This is a genomic window from Bradyrhizobium sp. BR13661 (genome assembly GCF_029892425.1).
Lineage (GTDB): Bacteria > Pseudomonadota > Alphaproteobacteria > Rhizobiales > Xanthobacteraceae > Bradyrhizobium.
The window spans coordinates 145,144-161,148 of the sequence record NZ_JARXWB010000011.1 but is presented as its reverse complement, the minus strand read 5'-3'; the positions used below and the strand labels follow the sequence as shown (position 1 = coordinate 161,148).

The following is a 16,005-nucleotide window of genomic DNA, read 5'->3' as shown; positions in this document are numbered from 1 at the left end:
AATCACTCCCTCCCAAACGCCCGTCTCAGCTCCACCTTCGCTTTCTCCAGTCGTTCGCGCTGTGTCTTCGGCAAGGTCTTGCCGGCGCGATTGATATAGAACGTCAGCATCGACAGCGCAGAGCGATAGGCGCCGGTCTTGCGGCGCGCGCTGTGCTCGGCGGATCGCTTCAAAGAGGCTGCGATTCGCTTCGGGCTCGTAAGGGTGAACACGCCACGCTTGAGGTCGAGCGCGTCGCTCTCTTTTGTCACGCGCTGCGACCAGCGTTTTGACGTCGCGCGCTTGGTGCTCTTGCGCGTGATGCCGCGACCCGGGCGGTTTTTCTTGCGTGGCGATGCTTTGCGCGAATGTGTCGTCTTTCTGACATGACTCATGCGTCGACTCCTTGGCGGTTCCGGCGGAAACGATCGGCATTCGGTGCCGTTCCTAACGGAACCTGCGCTTGCCGCAGGCGTTGTCGCAGGTGGCAGGCGGAAGGCCGCACCCCCACGACCCCAGCATCGCGATGGAATTGCAGCAGAGCCCAACGCTGAACTATGGACCTGCGATCTCGACGGCGGTCGCGACCGATCGCATCGTCGAGACCAGCATTCCTGCGCGGCTCGACTCCTTGCCGTGGAGTGGTTTTCACACCCGCGTGGTGCTGGCGCTCGGAATCACCTGGATCCTCGACGGGCTTGAGGTGACGCTCGCCGGCGCCCTCTCGGGCGCGCTGAAGCAGAGCCCGACGCTAAACTTCTCCAATCTCGATCTCGGTGTCGCCAACTCGGCTTACCTCGCCGGTGCCGTGCTCGGCGCGCTCGGCTTCGGCTGGCTGACCGATCGCATCGGCCGCAAGAAACTATTCTTCATCACGCTTGCGCTCTATCTTTCTGCGACGGCCGCCACCGCGCTGTCGTGGGACATTGCAAGCTACGCGCTGTTCCGCGCACTGACCGGAGCCGGTATCGGCGGCGAATACACGGCGATCAACTCGACCATCCAGGAGCTGGTGCCGGCACGCTATCGCGGCTGGACTGATCTGATCATCAACGGCAGCTTCTGGATCGGCGCGGCGATGGGCGCAGTCGCGGCCATCGTGCTGCTCGATCCCGCGGTGATTGGCCCCGATCTCGGCTGGCGTTTCGCCTATCTCATCGGGGCGACCGTCGGCCTCGTCGTGCTGTTGATGCGAATGTGGATCCCGGAAAGTCCGCGCTGGTTGATGATCCATGGCCGCCCCGATCGGGCCGCCGAAATCGTCGACGACATCGAACGTACCGTGATTGGGCACGACCAGGATGCAAGCGATGGACGCTTTCCAAGGATGCGGCTCAAGATGCGCGATCACACCCCGATCCGCGAAGTCGTGCACACGCTGTTCTCCGCCTATCGGCAGCGTGCGCTGGTCGGCCTGGTGCTGATGGTCGCGCAGGCTTTCTTCTACAACGCGATCTTCTTCACCTTCGCGCTGGTGCTGACCGACTTCTACGGCATCAGGGCTGATCGCGTCGGCTGGTACCTGCTACCGTTTGCGGCTGGCAACTTCCTCGGGCCGCTACTGCTCGGCCGTCTGTTCGACACGCTCGGCCGCCGCGCCATGATCATGTTCACCTATGGTGTCTCGGGCCTGCTGCTAGCGCTGTCTGGCTATCTGTTCTCGATCGGCGCGCTGAGCGCGCAGGGACAGACCATTGCCTGGATGGTGATCTTCTTTTTTGCCTCGCCCGCCGCCAGCGCGGCCTATCTGACGGTCAGCGAAACCTTTCCGCTTGAAGTTCGCGCGCTGGCGATCGCAGTGTTCTACGCGGTGGGCACCGGCATCGGCGGCGTCGTCGGCCCGGCGTTGTTCGGCGCGCTGATCGATACGGGGTCGCGCGCCAGCGTGTTCGCCGGCTATTTGCTGGGGGCATTCTTGATGATCGCGGCTGCGATCGTGGCATGGCGCTACGCCGTCTCCGCGGAGCGCAAATCGCTCGAACAAATCGCGCGGCCGCTCGCTTCCATGGAGTAGACTATGACATCTGAACTCGCTGATCCGGAAGAGAAGCGCGCCATGCCGGAAGATGAAGCGCCCGATGCGGTGCCTGTGCCCCATGCACTCGTCCCGCATCTCGACGAGACCGCGATCCTGCTCGACATCGACGGCACGCTGCTCGACCTGATGCCGACGCCACGCGAGGTCTGGGTGCCGCCCGGCCTGTCTGAGACGCTGAAACTACTGACGGAGCGTACCTCGGGCGCGCTGGCCATGGTCAGCGGACGGTCGCTCAACGACATCGACCTGATCTTCGCGCCCGACGTGTTTCGCGCGGTCGCCGGTCACGGCGCGGAGATGCGGCTGTCGGTGGACAACGAGGCGGATGACGTGCATGCACCGCCGATGGACAAGGAGCTGAAGCGGCGCCTCGCGGCGATCGCGAAGCTCAGCCCCGGCATCCTGCTCGAGGACAAGGGCTATTCATTGGCGCTGCATTATCGCCTCGCGCCGCATGCGGAGAAAGCGATCTATGAAGCCGTTTCGCTGATCCGCGCCGATCTGCCCAACGCGCCGATCGAGGTGTTGCCTGGAAAGTTCGTCTGCGAGATCAAGCATTCCGGCTTCACCAAGGCAACCGGTGTGCGCGAGCTGATGAAGCGCGAGCCATTCCGCGGACGCCGACCGATCTTCATCGGCGATGACGTGACTGATGAGAGTGTATTCGCCATCATGCCCGACATGAATGGGCTGTCTTTCTCAGTCGGTCGTCGCGCCATCGGCGTCAACGGTCATTTCGATGCGCCAAAAGATGTGCGCGCGTTCCTTGCGCGCCTGCTCGACGACACACGGCTGGAATAAGGCTCGGACATCTCTGCGCCATATTATCGCTCGTGATCGTCTCGTCGCATGCGTTATTCGTGCCGCGCAACGTCGCCGAAAATCCATCTTTGCTGAGCGAAATCGCCGGGTTCCCTCGTGGGAAACTGGTTCCGACGCGCGCGCCCGATTTTGGTTTCAATCCGAAGAAATGATGACAGGAACCATATTGATGAACGGCAGTTAAACGGGGTGGAATGAACAGGAGGGGACGACCTGTGAACTTGATCGTCGTTTCAAATCGAGTTGCGCGCGGCAAACCGAACGAGCCGATGACGGGCGGCCTTGCGGCGGCATTGCTTCCCGTTGTCGAGCATTCGGGTGCGATCTGGGTGGGATCCTCCGGCCGCGTGCGGGATGGTCACCAGAAGGAACCGTTCGCCGAGATCGAAGCTCTGGGCTCCGGCGCAATTGCGACGCTGGATCTGCCGGCGGCGCATTACGGCGGCTACTATGAAGGCTTTGCCAATTCGGCGCTGTGGCCGGCGCTGCACTCCCGCAGCGATCTGATCCGCGTGTCGCGCGAAGACTATGTCAGCTATCGCGAGGTCAACGCGTTCATGGCGCGTGCCTTGATGCGCTTTCGCAAACCGCAGACCGGGTTCTGGGTGCAGGATTATCATTTCCTCGCGCTCGGCGCGGAGTTGCGCGATCTGGGCGTCGATGATCCCATCGGCTTCTTCCTGCATACGCCGTGGCCGGTCGCCGCGGTGATGCAGGGCGTGCCCAATCATCGTGAGCTGATCACGGCGATGCTTGCTTATGATCTGCTTGGTTTCCAGACCGAGGCGGATTGCCAGAATTTTCTCGGCTATGCCGGCGGCGAGCTCGGCCTCATCATCGAGGATGGTGTCGTGCTCTCGCAGCATGGGCGCACGCGCTGTGAGGTGTTTCCCATCGGGATCGATGCGGAGAAGTTTGCAGCCTATGCCGCGAAGTCGGCCGCGCATCCGGACGTCTCACGTTTGCGCCGCAGCCTCAACGGCGAGCGGCTTGCGATCGGGGTCGACCGGCTCGACTATTCCAAGGGGCTGGTCAACCGCATCAGCGCGTTCGACCGGCTCTGGACCGAGCAGCCGCAGTTCGCACGCAGCATTTCGCTGCTGCAGATCGCCAATCCGTCGCGAGGTGGCATCGAGGCTTATGGCAATCTCCAGAACGAGGTCGCGCGCCTCGTCACCGACGTCAACGGCCGTCACGGCGAGGTCGATTGGACGCCGATCCGCTATCTCAACAAGGGTTTTAGCCAGGCGGTGCTTGCAGGCCTCTATCGTACTGCGCAGGTCGGCGTGGTGACGCCGCTGCATGACGGCATGAATCTTGTCGCCAAGGAATATGTCGCAGCTCAGAACCCGGCCGATCCCGGCGTGCTGGTGCTCTCGAAATTCGCGGGCGCAGCCAACGAGCTCGATACCGCGCTGCTAGTCAATCCGCACGACATCGACGGCATGGCGCGTGCGATCGCGGTCGCCGCTGCGATGCCGCTCACCGAGCGCAAGATGCGATGGGACGCAATGATGAAGACATTGCGCGGCCACACCATCCAGCAATGGTCGTCGGATTTCGTAGCCGAGCTCGAGAAGTGCCGCACCGAGAAAGTCGCAGTTGCGCCGCTTGCAGTACAGCCGCCGCAGGCGCTGCGCTGGCTCAAATCGGCGATCTCAGGCGTGCGGTTGATTTGAGAGGCTCGCAAGAGGAGCTCGAACAGCGAGCCTCAATAGCAATACGAAACGCCATCCAGGATCGCGCATTGCCGCTTGTTCGGCGCGTTGGGATCATCCATCGGCACCATGCCCTTGCCCTGGCCGACGAACACGCCGGGCCCGACATGCACCGAGCTCTTGTTGCCGATGATCACGCTCTGATGCGGCGTCGAGCTCGAGCGCGTCCCGTCCGGCCAGAGGATGGCATCGCCCGAAAGCACCCCGCGCCGGCCATCATCGCAGGTCACATCGACGCCCTGGCGGCTGCAGGCCTGGGCCTGAGCGGGCGCCGTAAAGCCAGCACCAAGGGTCGAAATCATGCTGAGTGCGGCGAGGGTCCTGCGGATGATCATGGCGTCCCCGGTCATGTTTGGCGTCTTCTAGTGAATCGTCGCTCCAAACCCGCGACGGGTTCAGCTTGAAACGGGTTCCCAGCAGTCCCGCAACACCGTATATTCCTATTTAAATACAACAGGTTGCGGAAAATTCACCCGATTTACCTGCGATCTCTTGCAAAATCACCGGCGCCCCTTCAAGAGAGGGCGCTCCGGAGAGATGGCCGAGTGGCTTAAGGCGCACGCTTGGAAAGCGTGTGTGCGGGAAACCGTACCGTGGGTTCGAATCCCACTCTCTCCGCCATAGCGCAGAGTTCCGCCTCGCTGGTGGGCCGACGCGGCCCTAGTCCTGCCGACAAACCGATGAATCGCCGTCGCCCAGAGGAGCGAGCCGAAGGCCTTTGACGGAGTTCACCCTCAGCAAAGGCGGGCTTGATGCATCCCCCCACGACATCAGGGCGCCTGAGAGGCTTCCGGGCGAATCCGGCTCGAGCGAGGCCGCAATCAAACTGGCCGCAGGCTGAGACATCGTCACAAAGACCGTTCCCGCTGGGATCGAGCGTTGCATTGGAACGAGCCTGACCTGCAAGGCTTGCTTGGGATTGATCTTGTCGATGAAGTCCTCGTTGTCGGTCGCAGCGCCTGCACCTGTCACGGCATAGGCCTGCGAGTCCACATTCGCATCCTGCGTCAGGCGACAGATCGCCACATGATTGAGCCTCAGCCTGTCAGCAATGACATCCGTGCGATCAAGTATCGCATAGCCGGCGGGACGTGCCCGCGTCTCCGTTGGCTCGATCTGGCGCGAGTCCAGAAACGTCACCGTCACAACCTTCTCCTCGCCGCTTTGCGGATCGCGCAGCGGGAGCGGCAGTTGCGTCTGCTTCAAGCGATGCGCCACCACGAAATCGTCTGAAGCTGCGGCAGTGCTCCGGCGAGCCTGAGCGAGGGCTTGTTGCAAGCGGTCGGCATTGTCATGGGTCGTGCGGAGAACCGAACGGGCGATGACATAGTGGCTGGCGACGCGCCGCTCGAAATCCTCCATGCCGATGCCGACGCCTCGCGTTTCAATGAGAAAGGAGACGGAGTTCATCAGGCCGAACGTGTTGCGAGCGATCCCGGGCGCATTGCCGCCCATCGCCACTGTCTTGTCTGCCCCGTTATAGCTGGTGGTGTGGTACAGAATATTGGTCAGCCCATAGGCTTGCATCGCCTGATCGATCGACGGCTTGAACAGGTCCTTCGCCAAAGCGACGATGTTCGACGGCACGCCGGGATGGGTTGCATACAGGATCATGGCGTCACTTAGCTGCACCCCGCCAAATTTCTCGACCCAGCGACGGGCGACCGAAAACTCGTGATGATCGAAAACGACATCGGGCGGAAGTCGCAGCATCGCGCGATGAATGGCGACATTCTCCGGCGTGCTCAGCAGGACATGGTCGCGATTGGGGTCGACCTGGTTGGCGGTGGCTCGCTGGAAATTTGCGGCGCCATCGGGATTGGCGCGCGGCACGATTGCGACCGTCACGCGATCGAGCAGCGGCGTCAGCTCTCCATTCGCAAGAGCTGCCGTCAACGCAAGCATGGCTTCGCCGCCGGCAGGTTCATTGCCGTGCTGCTGGCCGATGAACCAAACCACCGGCCGGTCGAGCTTCTGCAATAGCTCGGGATCGGTGAAGCCCTCCTTCGACAGCAGCACCAGCGGAATATCGCGCCCCTGTTGCGACGAGCCGATCATCGATACGGCCGCATGCGATGAGCGCGCGCTGAGGTCGGCGAGGAAGGCGAGCATTTCCTCTTGCGAGGTCAACTGGCTGCGGCCCGGTGCGAGGGCCGGCGCTTTCATCGGGACAGGGATGTCAGGATAATGCTGTTTCAACGCTTCGGACTGATGAAAGGCCGCGATGTCTTCAGCGCGCGCGCGGCCGTCTGCATGAACGAAGCATCCCCAGACCAGGGCCGCACCCAGGCTCAGGTAAAATCGCGCTGTTCTCAAACTGAGGTCTCCCTCTCGCGGAAATGTTGACCCGAGCCGCCCGCGCGCACCGCGAGACAAGTTACGTCGGCCGACTGCGAATGCACAACTCGTTTCACGTCGGCCAGGCACGACGAAGGTCAGTTTCGTCCTCCTGCAGCCTGGCTGGATTGAGAGGCCTGCTCGCCCAGAAATCTCTCCAGCAACTGGCTGACGAACCGATTGCCCTCAGGAGTGAAATGCGCCCCGTGCTCGGCGCCATAGGACTGTGCGCCGTCCAGGGTCACGAACGGGATCCGGCGCTGCTGCAAATAGGAGATGAGCTGATCGTCCTTGTGCTGCAGGGCGACAAGCAGCCTGGCGCCGTTGCTCGCAATGAAATCGTCGATCGCACCGACCAGTCTGTCGGTGGGGTCGGGGACGAAGAGCTGAGGTGCGTGGAGTTCGACATAGGCGAACGAGGCCAGACGCGCCAGCCGCAAATGACGCGGCAGCCATTCATCGCGGATCAGCAGTTTGAGTGATTTGGGCACCGGCTGCCCCCTGGCAATCAGTGTCCCGTCAGCCGACGTCTCGAAATAGGGCTTGCGATAGCCGCCGTACCGGACATTCGTTCCATTGTCGAGGCGGTCGTTGTCGGTGCAAAACACCAGCACGACAATGGCGGGCTTGATTGTAGGCCAGAGTCGTTTCAGCCAGATCAGCTCCTGATCCGTCCCATATCCGGAGACACCTGCATTGACGATCGAGAGGCGCGGCAGCCGCTCCCTCAACAGATCAGTGAAGCGTTCATTGGCCTCGGCATCGACGCCCCACACGAACGAGTCGCCAAGGAACAGGACGATTTGCCTGCCATCGGGGCGATACTCGATGTCGCGCAGGCCGAGGCTGTTGTGTCTGGCATGGATCGTTCGCGCGGTCGTGACGACGGCTTCGGAATTGGGAACCGGGATCCAGCCGAGTTCGGCATCGTAGTCGTAGGACAGTGAGCGCTCACTCACGTCCTGGCGGAGCACGCGGAAGTCGGCAAGCCGGAGCGCGGCTTCGACCGCGAGTAGTGACAGGAGGATGACGACGAGTGTCGAGCCGAGTGATTTGAGATTCAAGGCCGCTCCGCCGCGTGACAAGGTGCGCTGGGGTATAGATCACACCGACAACGATCTGCACTCGCTCAGGGATTAGCACCCTGTGAGTACTATCTCACCTCCTTTTAGCGGCGGTCGTCGCCGAAGGTCAAAGCCTGGCGTCCTTCGCCGTGCTTATTGTGGTGCAGCAAAAGCAGTCCCCGGTCTGAATCCGGTCCTCCATCGCCTTGAGTTTTGAGGCCTTGGACGGATAAACTGGCAGCGGCCAATGCCAGGCAAAGAGCTTTGGCCAGACGGTGCGCGGAGGGGGACCGATGCAGTTTTTGGAATCGTCCGACGACGAGATCGTCGCTGGACCGAGCAATCGCAATTTCGGTTTCACGATGGCGTCGGTATTCGCGCTGATTGGCCTCATTGGTCTCTACAAGCATTCGTCGCACGCGCCGTTCTGGATCGGCGCTGCCCTGGTTTTCGCGGGCGTGACGCTCTGGCGGCCGGGGACGCTCGGGGTCGCGAATCGCGCCTGGTTGAAGCTCGGCCTTCTGATGTATCGCGTGGTCAATCCGGTCATCATGGCGATCCTGTTCTTCGGCGTGATCCTGCCGATCGGATGGATCATGCGATTGTCCGGCAAGGATTTTCTCCGGCTCGCGCGCGATCGGGCGCTGCCGACCTATTGGCTTCCCCGTTCCGATCCGAGACCCGCGTCCGAATCGATGCGCCAGCAATTTTAGGCACGCCACATGTCATTCCTCCGGGAGTTGTTTGCGTTCATTCGAGCCCGCCGCAAATTCTGGCTGATTCCGATTTTCGCGGTGATGCTTGTTCTGGGCGGAATGTTGGTGCTGACCAAGGGATCGGCCCTGGCGCCCTTTATTTATACGCTGTTCTGAGCAGTCGAAATGCGAATCCTGGGAATCTCGGCCTTCTACCATGACAGCGCCGCGGCGCTCGTGGTTGACGGCAAGATCGTCGCGGCGGCGCAAGAAGAGCGATTCACGCGCAAGAAGCACGATCCCAATTTTCCCGCCTCCGCAATTCGCTACTGCCTTGCGGAAGTTGGCATCGGCGCAAGCGCGCTCGATCATGTCGTGTTTTACGAAAAGCCATTTCTGAAATTCGAGCGCCTGCTCGAGACCTATCTTGCCTTTGCGCCGCGCGGCTTTCAGTCATTCCGGACGGCGATTCCGGTCTGGCTCAAGGAAAAGCTGTTTCAGAAGAGCGTGCTCCGCAATCACCTCCGCAAGATCGATGACGCGGTGGATTGGGAGGCAATGCTTCTGTTTGCCGATCATCATCAGAGCCATGCGGCCTCGGCGTTCTTCGCCTCTCCCTTCGCTGAGTCCGCGATCCTGACGCTCGACGGCGTCGGTGAGTGGACGACGACGTCGGCCGGCTTCGGCCGCGACAACACGCTCGATTTGCGGCGCGAGATCAACTTCCCGCATTCGATCGGGCTGCTCTATTCCGCCTTCACCTATTACACCGGCTTCAAGGTCAATTCCGGCGAGTACAAGGTGATGGGGCTCGCGCCCTATGGCGAGCCGAAATATGCCGACCTGATCCTCGACCATCTCGTCGATCTCAAGGACGACGGCAGCTTCAGGCTCGACCTCGGCTATTTCGACTATTGTACCGGTCTCACCATGACCAATGGCCGTTTCGACGACCTGTTCGGCGGCAGGCCGCGCGATCCGTCGGAGCTGCTGGAGCAGCGTCACATGGATCTGGCGGCATCCGTCCAGCATGTGACCGAGGAGATTGTGCTGCGTCTCACCCGCAGCCTGGCGCGCGAGGGTCGCTCGAAAAATCTTTGCCTTGCGGGTGGCGTCGCGCTCAACTGCGTCGCCAACGGCAAGATATTGCGTGATGGACATTTCGAAAAGATCTGGATCCAGCCGGCCGCGGGCGATGCCGGAGGCGCGGTTGGCGCTGCGCTGGCGGCCTATCATCAGTTCGCAGGCAAGCCCCGGATCTCAGCGTCGGGGGACGGCATGGCTGGGAGCTATCTCGGGCCGGCCTTCTCACCGTCCGAGATAGGACATCGGCTGCGCGCAGTCGGCGCCGTCTTCGCTGAGCTCGACGATGCCGCCGTCATTCGCGACACCGTTGAGGCGCTGGTTGCGGAGAAGGCGGTCGGATGGTTCCAGGGGCGCATGGAGTTCGGCCCTCGCGCGCTGGGGGCGCGCTCCATTCTCGGTGATCCCCGCTCGCCCACCATGCAGAGCTCGCTCAATCTGCGCGTCAAGTTTCGCGAAAGCTTTCGGCCGTTCGCGCCAGCGGTGCTGCGCGAGGATGTCGCCGACTGGTTCGAGCTCGATGAGGACAGCCCCTATATGCTGATCGTCGCGGATGTCCTGCCCCGGTGCCGGCTGGCCGCCGATCCCGGAGCCGAAAAGCTGTTCGGCATCGAGCGGCTCAATGTTCCTCGATCCGAGATTCCGGCCGTGACGCATGTCGACTATTCGGCGCGCGTCCAGACCGTGCATGCCGACACAAACAAGCGATTTCACGATCTTCTCACCGCTTTCAAGGCCGCGACGGGTTGCCCGGTACTGGTCAATACCAGCTTCAATGTGCGCGGCGAGCCGATCGTGTGCACACCGGAAGATGCCTTCCGCTGCTTCATGGGCAGCGACATCGAGGTGCTGGTGATCGGCAATTGCTTCCTGAAGAAGGAGGACCAGTCGCCGTCTCTGAAGCTCGACTACAAGAACCGATTCGAACTCGACTGATGCGTCCTCCCTGCCGTCTCGACGAAGTCAGCGCGGTCATGCCGCCCTATCCCTATTATCCCTATCGGATCCAGGAGGCATTTGCGCGACCGAACCCACCGCCCGTGTGAGGGCATCGGTCCCCTGACAATTCGCCGCATTGGCGCCAATGCGCCATGCAGAAACGCCGCTGTACAGGCCTCGAAGCCGTCCGTAACCTCCGCGCCGCAATTTCAGGAGATGCGACGTGGCGAAGACGACGGCGACCAAGAAGAAAAGTGCTCAAAGGAAAGCGGCGAAGACCGCGAGCAAGACGGCACCCGTCCGCAAGGCGGCGTCGGCAAAGCTGGTCAAGAGAGCAGTCAAGAAGACCGCGGCCCGTCGTCCCAAGGGACCGGCCTGGCAATGGTCAGCCGTGGACACCGCAGCTGCGATTCGTTCCGGCGCTATCTCAGCGGTCGAGACTGTGGAGTCACATCTGGAGCGGATGCATGCCGTCAATCCCAGGCTGAATGCTGTCGTGGTCGATCTCGGCGAGGAGGCCCTGAAGGCCGCGCATGCCGCGGACAAGCAGCGCGCCAAGGGCGGCGAGCTTGGCCTGCTACACGGCGTGCCCGTGACCATCAAGGAGAACGTCGACTACGAGGGACGGCCGAATTTCAACGGCGTTCCCGCCAACAAGGACCTCATCGCGCCATCGGATTCGCCTGTCGTCCGCAACCTGAAGAAGGCTGGTGCGATCGTCATCGGCCTCACCAACACGCCGGAATTCTCGTTCCGCGGCTTCACCGACAATCCGCTGCACGGGCTGACACTCAATCCCTGGAATCCCGATATCACTTGCGGGGGTTCATCGGGCGGCGCGGGTTCGGCGGTTGCTGCCGGCATCGGCACCATCGCGCATGGCAACGATATCGGCGGGTCGCTGCGCTGGCCGGCGCATTGCAACGGCGTTGCGACGATCAAGCCGACGCAGGGCCGCATCCCCGCCTTCAACGCAAGCGCGACGGCGGAGCGGCCGATGCTGGCGCATCTGATGTCGGCGCAGGGACCTCTTGCCCGCCACGTCGGCGACGTCCGACTGGCGTTGGAAGTCATGAGCCAGCGCGATCCGCGCGATCCCTGGTGGGTGCCGGCGCCGTTGATCGGGCCGAAGCCGAAGGGGCCGATCAAGGTCGCGCTGGCAAAAATCCCCGGTGATATGAGGGTCGATCCGTCGGTCAGCGCGGCGCTGCGCCAGGCCGCCGATCATCTGGAGCGTTCGGGCTATCGCGTCAGCGAGGTCGAGGTGCCCGACATCAACGGCGTCTGGCAGACCTGGTGCGACATCATCACCAACGAGACCGTGGTGATGCAGGAGGCCGGCATGCTGAAGGTCACGTCGGAAGACTTCCACAAGGCGTGGAACGGCATGAAGATCAAGGCCAATGTGCTCGATCTACCCGCCTGGATGCGCGCCACCGCTGCGCGCAGTGGTCATATTCGCGCCTGGCAAATGTTCTTCGAGGAGTATCCGGTGGTGGTGACACCGACCACGGTGAAGCCGACGCCGGGTCCGCGCGACGACACCGTCAGCGCCGAGCGCGTGCAGGAGATCTTCTGGGGCGAGATCCGCTTCATCTCGGCGATCAACGTGCTGGGCCTGCCCGGCGCAGTGGTTCCGGTGGCCGTGCACGACGGCAAGCCGATCGGCGTGCAGCTCATCGCCGGTCGCTACCGCGAGGATCTTGCGCTGGATGCCGCTGCCGCGATCGAGAAGCGCGCGGGCGTGCTGACCCATCGGCTCTGGGAAACGATGACCTGATTTGGCGTTCGAGGCTTCGTGCGTCGGCGCGAAGCCTGTTACGCTATCCTGCCGTCGAAACAGGCGCGCTGGCTTCACGGAGACGCCAGCGCAGTAGTTAATACAAATTGACTTAAACTTTAGCCAATTCGCCAACAGACATTAGGGTTACTTCCTCGATGTCTAAGCGAATTATTGTCCGCTTTACCACCCGCCTCTAACAGAGGAAGGGCGGGACAACGCACATGCCTCATACAGGCCAATAAGTGCGGGCCGCGTCCCACGCGGAGGTGGTACGATGCGCAACGAGACGATTGCTATTCACGCCGGCTACGAGCCCGAGGCCACCACGCACGCGGTCGCCGTGCCGATCTACCAGACCGCAGCCTACGCCTTCGACAGCGCCGACCATGGTGCCGCGCTGTTCAATCTCGAGGCCGAAGGTTTTCGCTACAGCCGTATCGCCAATCCGACCAGCGCCGTGCTGGAAAAGCGCATCGCCCAGCTCGAGGGTGGCGTCGGCGCGCTCGCGGTCGCGACCGGGCAGGCCGCGCTGCATTTCGCTTTCGTCAATGTCGCCGATCACGGCGGCAACATCGTCTCCGTGCCGCAGCTCTACGGCACCACGCACACGTTGCTCTCCCACATCCTGCCGCGGCAGGGCATCATCGGCCGCTTCGCCGAGAGCGACGCGCCTGACGCGATCGCCAGGCTGATCGACGAGAACACCCGCGCCGTGTTCGCCGAGACCATCGGCAATCCCGCCGGCAATGTCTGCGACATCGAGGCGCTGGCCAAGATCGCACATGCGCATGGCGTGCCACTGATCGTCGACAACACGGTCGCAACCCCGATCCTGCTCAAGCCGTTCGACTACGGCGCCGACATCGCCGTGCATTCGCTGACCAAGTTCCTGGGCGGCCACGGCACCACGCTCGGCGGCGCCATCGTCGATTCCGGAAACTTCCCTTGGGCCACGCATGCCGACCGCTTCCCGGCCTACAACAAGCCGGACGCCTCCTATCACGGCCTGGTCTACGCCGAGCGCTTCGGCAAGACGGCCTATATCGAGCGTGCGCGCAGTGTCTATCAGCGCACCATGGGCTCGGTGCTGTCGCCGTTCAACGCGTTCCTGCTGCTCCAGGGCATCGAGACGGTCGCGCTGCGTATGGAGCGCCACTGCGAGAACGCCCGCAAGGTCGCCGAATTCCTGCGCAACGATCCGCGCGTGGCCTGGGTCAATTACACCGGCTTCCCGGACAGCCCCTATTTTCCGCTGGTCCAGAAATATCTCGACGGCAACGCCTCCTCGCTGTTCACCTTCGGCATCAAGGGCGGCATGGAGGCCGGCAAGGCCTTCTATGACGCGCTGAAGTTGATCACACGCCTCGTCAACATTGGCGACGCCAAGTCGCTGGCCTGTCACCCGGCCTCGACCACGCACCGGCAGATGTCGGCAGAGCAGCAGCGCGCAGCCGGTGTGCTGCCGGAGACGATCCGCCTCTCGATCGGCATCGAGCATGCCTCAGACATCATCGAGGACATCGACCAAGCGCTGGAAAAGGCCTGTCCGGCCTCGCGTCTCCAGGCCGCGGAGTAGACAACCAATCCGATGAGCGTCTTGATCGCCAGGGATCAAGGTATCGCGAGTCCGGCGCTGGTGCCGGCCGAAGGCGATCTTGCGCGCGATCACGGCGGCGCTGAACTGACCATTGGGCTGATCAACAACATGCCGGATACGGCGCTGAAGGCGACCGAACGGCAGTTCATGAAGCTGCTCCAGGCCGCCGCAGGGCCGCGTCGCATCCGCTTCCATTGCTTCTCGCTGCCGTCGGTCAAACGCTCGCCGGAAGCGAAGTGGCATGTCGAGAGCGAATATTCCGATCTCTCCGATCTCAAGCGCCAGAAGTTCGACGGGCTGATCGTGACCGGCGCCGAGCCCGTCGCGCCCGAGCTCGACCAGGAACCGTATTGGCGGGATCTCACCGAGCTGATCGACTGGGCCCGGACCAACACGCGCTCGACGATCTGGTCATGCCTTGCCGCGCATGCGGCGGTGCTCCATCTCGATCGCGTCGAACGGCAGCCCCTGCCATCCAAATGCCATGGCATCTTCGATTGCGCGGCAGTGACCACCGACCCGCTGACCCGAGATGCGCCGGCGCCCCTCAAGGTCTCGCATTCGCGCCTGAACGAAGTCACGGAGAGCGATCTGACGCAGGCCGGCTATCAGGTGCTGACCTTGTCGGCCCGGGCCGGCGTCGATGTCTTTGTTCGGCAATATAACAGCCGCTTCGTGTTTTTCCAGGGCCACCCCGAGTATGACGCGCTGTCGCTGCAACGGGAGTATCTGCGTGACATCGGGCGCTTCCTCGCGCGCGAGCGGGAGGTCTATCCGGCGCTCCCGGTGAGCTATTTTGACGCAGCGACGGAAGAAAAGCTGGTGCGATTCGAAAAGCGGGCGAGGCATCAGCGCCATCCGGCGTTGACCAACGAGTTGCCTGCACTCACCTTGCGCACTGACATTGCGGCCGGCAGCGCCGCGCCGGCGCTTTTCCGCAATTGGCTGCAATATCTCGGCGCGGATACGGATGCGTCGCTGCTCGCGCGTTAACCAGAGCTGTTGGTTCCGCGTTAGGATTACCCGGGCGTTAAGCTTGCCTCGGACCGCGCGCAAATGTTTCAGTGCGGAAATATGGAATTACAGGGAATGCACGCGTGCTGTCGGCTCTCAACGGACGATTGAGCAATCGGCTGGCCCGGCATTTCCGCGCCGCGCCGCACCGCTTGCCGGCGCATGCGCCGATGGTGAGCTTCACCTTCGACGACGCGCCTGACAGCGCCGCGGGCGAGGGCGCCTCGCTGCTGGAAGCGCATGGCGGGCGCGGCACGTTCTATCTCGCCGGCAGTCTGATCGATCAGCCCGGGGATCATTGGCACGGTCTATCGAACGATGCGATCATTCGGCTGCATCGCGGCGGCCACGAGATCGGCTGCCATACCTTCTCGCATTTGCGAGCGATCGATCTCGACGAGGTCGCGATGACGCGCGAGATCGAGCGGAACCGCAGCCATTTCCGTGGCATCGATTCCTCGATCCGGCTCGAGAATTTCGCCTATCCCTATGGCTTGGCGTCGGTCTGGCGAAAACCACAGCTCGCCCGGAATTTCCGCTCGGCGCGGGGTATCCTTCCCGGCGTCAACAGCGAAATCATCGATTTGCAGTTCCTGCGCGCCTCGCCGCTGGTCAATTGCGAGATCGATACGGATGGTGTCGACCATTATTTCGACGAGGCAGTCGCAAGCGGCGGCTGGCTGATCTTCTACGGCCATGACGTCGTCGATGCGCCGAGCCCTTACGGCTGCACGCCGGCCCTGTTGCGCCACGCGCTGAAGGCGGCGGAAAAGCGCAACATGCCGATCGTCACGGTTGCCGAGGCATTGCGCAGGATCGGGGCGTAGCTTTTCACTTCTCCCGGCAAGAACGGGGAGAGGGAGCGTCGCTCGCGTCAAATCGTCTTGCAACGCCCGCGCGGTCATGCGACTGGCGTTGTGACGAATCTCGAAAAGC

General features: G+C 62.6%; 14 protein-coding genes and 1 tRNA gene. 11 read left to right on the top strand and 4 right to left on the bottom strand.

Going from position 1 to position 16,005, the window contains the following annotated elements; genetic code table 11:
• Positions 1-2: 2 nt before the first annotated feature.
• Positions 3-374, bottom strand: a complete 372-nt coding sequence (locus tag M2427_RS19750; RefSeq protein WP_280708224.1) for a DUF3175 domain-containing protein — start codon at positions 372-374, stop codon at positions 3-5.
• A gap of 131 nt (positions 375-505) precedes the next feature.
• Here M2427_RS19750 and M2427_RS19745 point away from each other — a divergent pair, with 131 nt between their 5' ends.
• The 3 genes from M2427_RS19745 to M2427_RS19735 all read left to right on the top strand — a co-directional run bounded on the left by M2427_RS19745 (position 506) and on the right by M2427_RS19735 (position 4,518).
• Positions 506-1,993: an MFS transporter gene (locus tag M2427_RS19745; protein ID WP_280708306.1), complete on the top strand. Its 1,488-nt coding sequence runs from the start codon at positions 506-508 to the stop codon at positions 1,991-1,993.
• A 3-nt stretch (positions 1,994-1,996) separates the two neighbouring features.
• On the top strand, positions 1,997-2,818 hold the full coding sequence (otsB, locus tag M2427_RS19740; RefSeq protein WP_280708223.1) for a trehalose-phosphatase: 822 nt from the start codon (positions 1,997-1,999) through the stop codon (positions 2,816-2,818).
• A 236-nt stretch (positions 2,819-3,054) separates the two neighbouring features.
• Entirely contained in the window at positions 3,055-4,518 is a 1,464-nt protein-coding gene (locus M2427_RS19735; RefSeq protein ID WP_280708221.1) for a trehalose-6-phosphate synthase, read from the top strand.
• Between the two features lie 32 nt (positions 4,519-4,550).
• On the opposite strand, the gene M2427_RS19730 is transcribed toward M2427_RS19735, so the two are convergent.
• Positions 4,551-4,892, bottom strand: a complete 342-nt coding sequence (locus M2427_RS19730; RefSeq protein ID WP_280708305.1) for a hypothetical protein — start codon at positions 4,890-4,892, stop codon at positions 4,551-4,553.
• A gap of 196 nt (positions 4,893-5,088) precedes the next feature.
• Here M2427_RS19730 and M2427_RS19725 point away from each other — a divergent pair.
• Positions 5,089-5,178 (top strand) — tRNA-Ser (locus tag M2427_RS19725).
• 39 nt (positions 5,179-5,217) lie between these two features.
• Here M2427_RS19725 and M2427_RS19720 read toward each other — a convergent pair.
• Together M2427_RS19720 and M2427_RS19715 are read right to left on the bottom strand one after the other, a co-directional pair.
• Entirely contained in the window at positions 5,218-6,669 is a 1,452-nt protein-coding gene (locus M2427_RS19720; protein ID WP_280708303.1) for a M14 family metallocarboxypeptidase, read from the bottom strand.
• A gap of 323 nt (positions 6,670-6,992) precedes the next feature.
• Positions 6,993-7,958 (bottom strand): SGNH/GDSL hydrolase family protein, encoded by a 966-nt coding sequence (locus M2427_RS19715; RefSeq protein WP_280708219.1) that lies wholly within the window; start codon positions 7,956-7,958, stop codon positions 6,993-6,995.
• A gap of 293 nt (positions 7,959-8,251) precedes the next feature.
• Here M2427_RS19715 and M2427_RS19710 point away from each other — a divergent pair, with 293 nt between their 5' ends.
• From M2427_RS19710 to M2427_RS19680, 7 genes are all read left to right on the top strand, one after another.
• Entirely contained in the window at positions 8,252-8,671 is a 420-nt protein-coding gene (locus M2427_RS19710; RefSeq protein WP_280708218.1) for an SxtJ family membrane protein, read from the top strand.
• Positions 8,672-8,680: 9 nt separating this feature from the next.
• Positions 8,681-8,830 (top strand): DUF5989 family protein, encoded by a 150-nt coding sequence (locus M2427_RS19705; protein WP_280708216.1) that lies wholly within the window; start codon positions 8,681-8,683, stop codon positions 8,828-8,830.
• 9 nt (positions 8,831-8,839) lie between these two features.
• Positions 8,840-10,672, top strand: coding sequence for a carbamoyltransferase (locus tag M2427_RS19700; protein ID WP_280708215.1), 1,833 nt, complete (start codon positions 8,840-8,842; stop codon positions 10,670-10,672).
• A 226-nt stretch (positions 10,673-10,898) separates the two neighbouring features.
• Positions 10,899-12,455 (top strand): amidase, encoded by a 1,557-nt coding sequence (locus tag M2427_RS19695; RefSeq protein WP_280708214.1) that lies wholly within the window; start codon positions 10,899-10,901, stop codon positions 12,453-12,455.
• Between the two features lie 277 nt (positions 12,456-12,732).
• A complete protein-coding gene (locus M2427_RS19690) occupies positions 12,733-14,034 on the top strand; it encodes an O-acetylhomoserine aminocarboxypropyltransferase/cysteine synthase (RefSeq protein ID WP_280708212.1) in 1,302 nt (433 codons plus the stop codon).
• A 12-nt stretch (positions 14,035-14,046) separates the two neighbouring features.
• Positions 14,047-15,048 carry a homoserine O-succinyltransferase gene (locus M2427_RS19685; protein ID WP_280708211.1) on the top strand — a complete coding sequence of 334 codons (1,002 nt, stop codon included), beginning with the start codon at positions 14,047-14,049 and terminating at the stop codon, positions 15,046-15,048.
• A gap of 104 nt (positions 15,049-15,152) precedes the next feature.
• Positions 15,153-15,896 (top strand): polysaccharide deacetylase family protein, encoded by a 744-nt coding sequence (locus M2427_RS19680; protein WP_280708210.1) that lies wholly within the window; start codon positions 15,153-15,155, stop codon positions 15,894-15,896.
• Positions 15,897-16,005 lie beyond the last annotated feature (109 nt).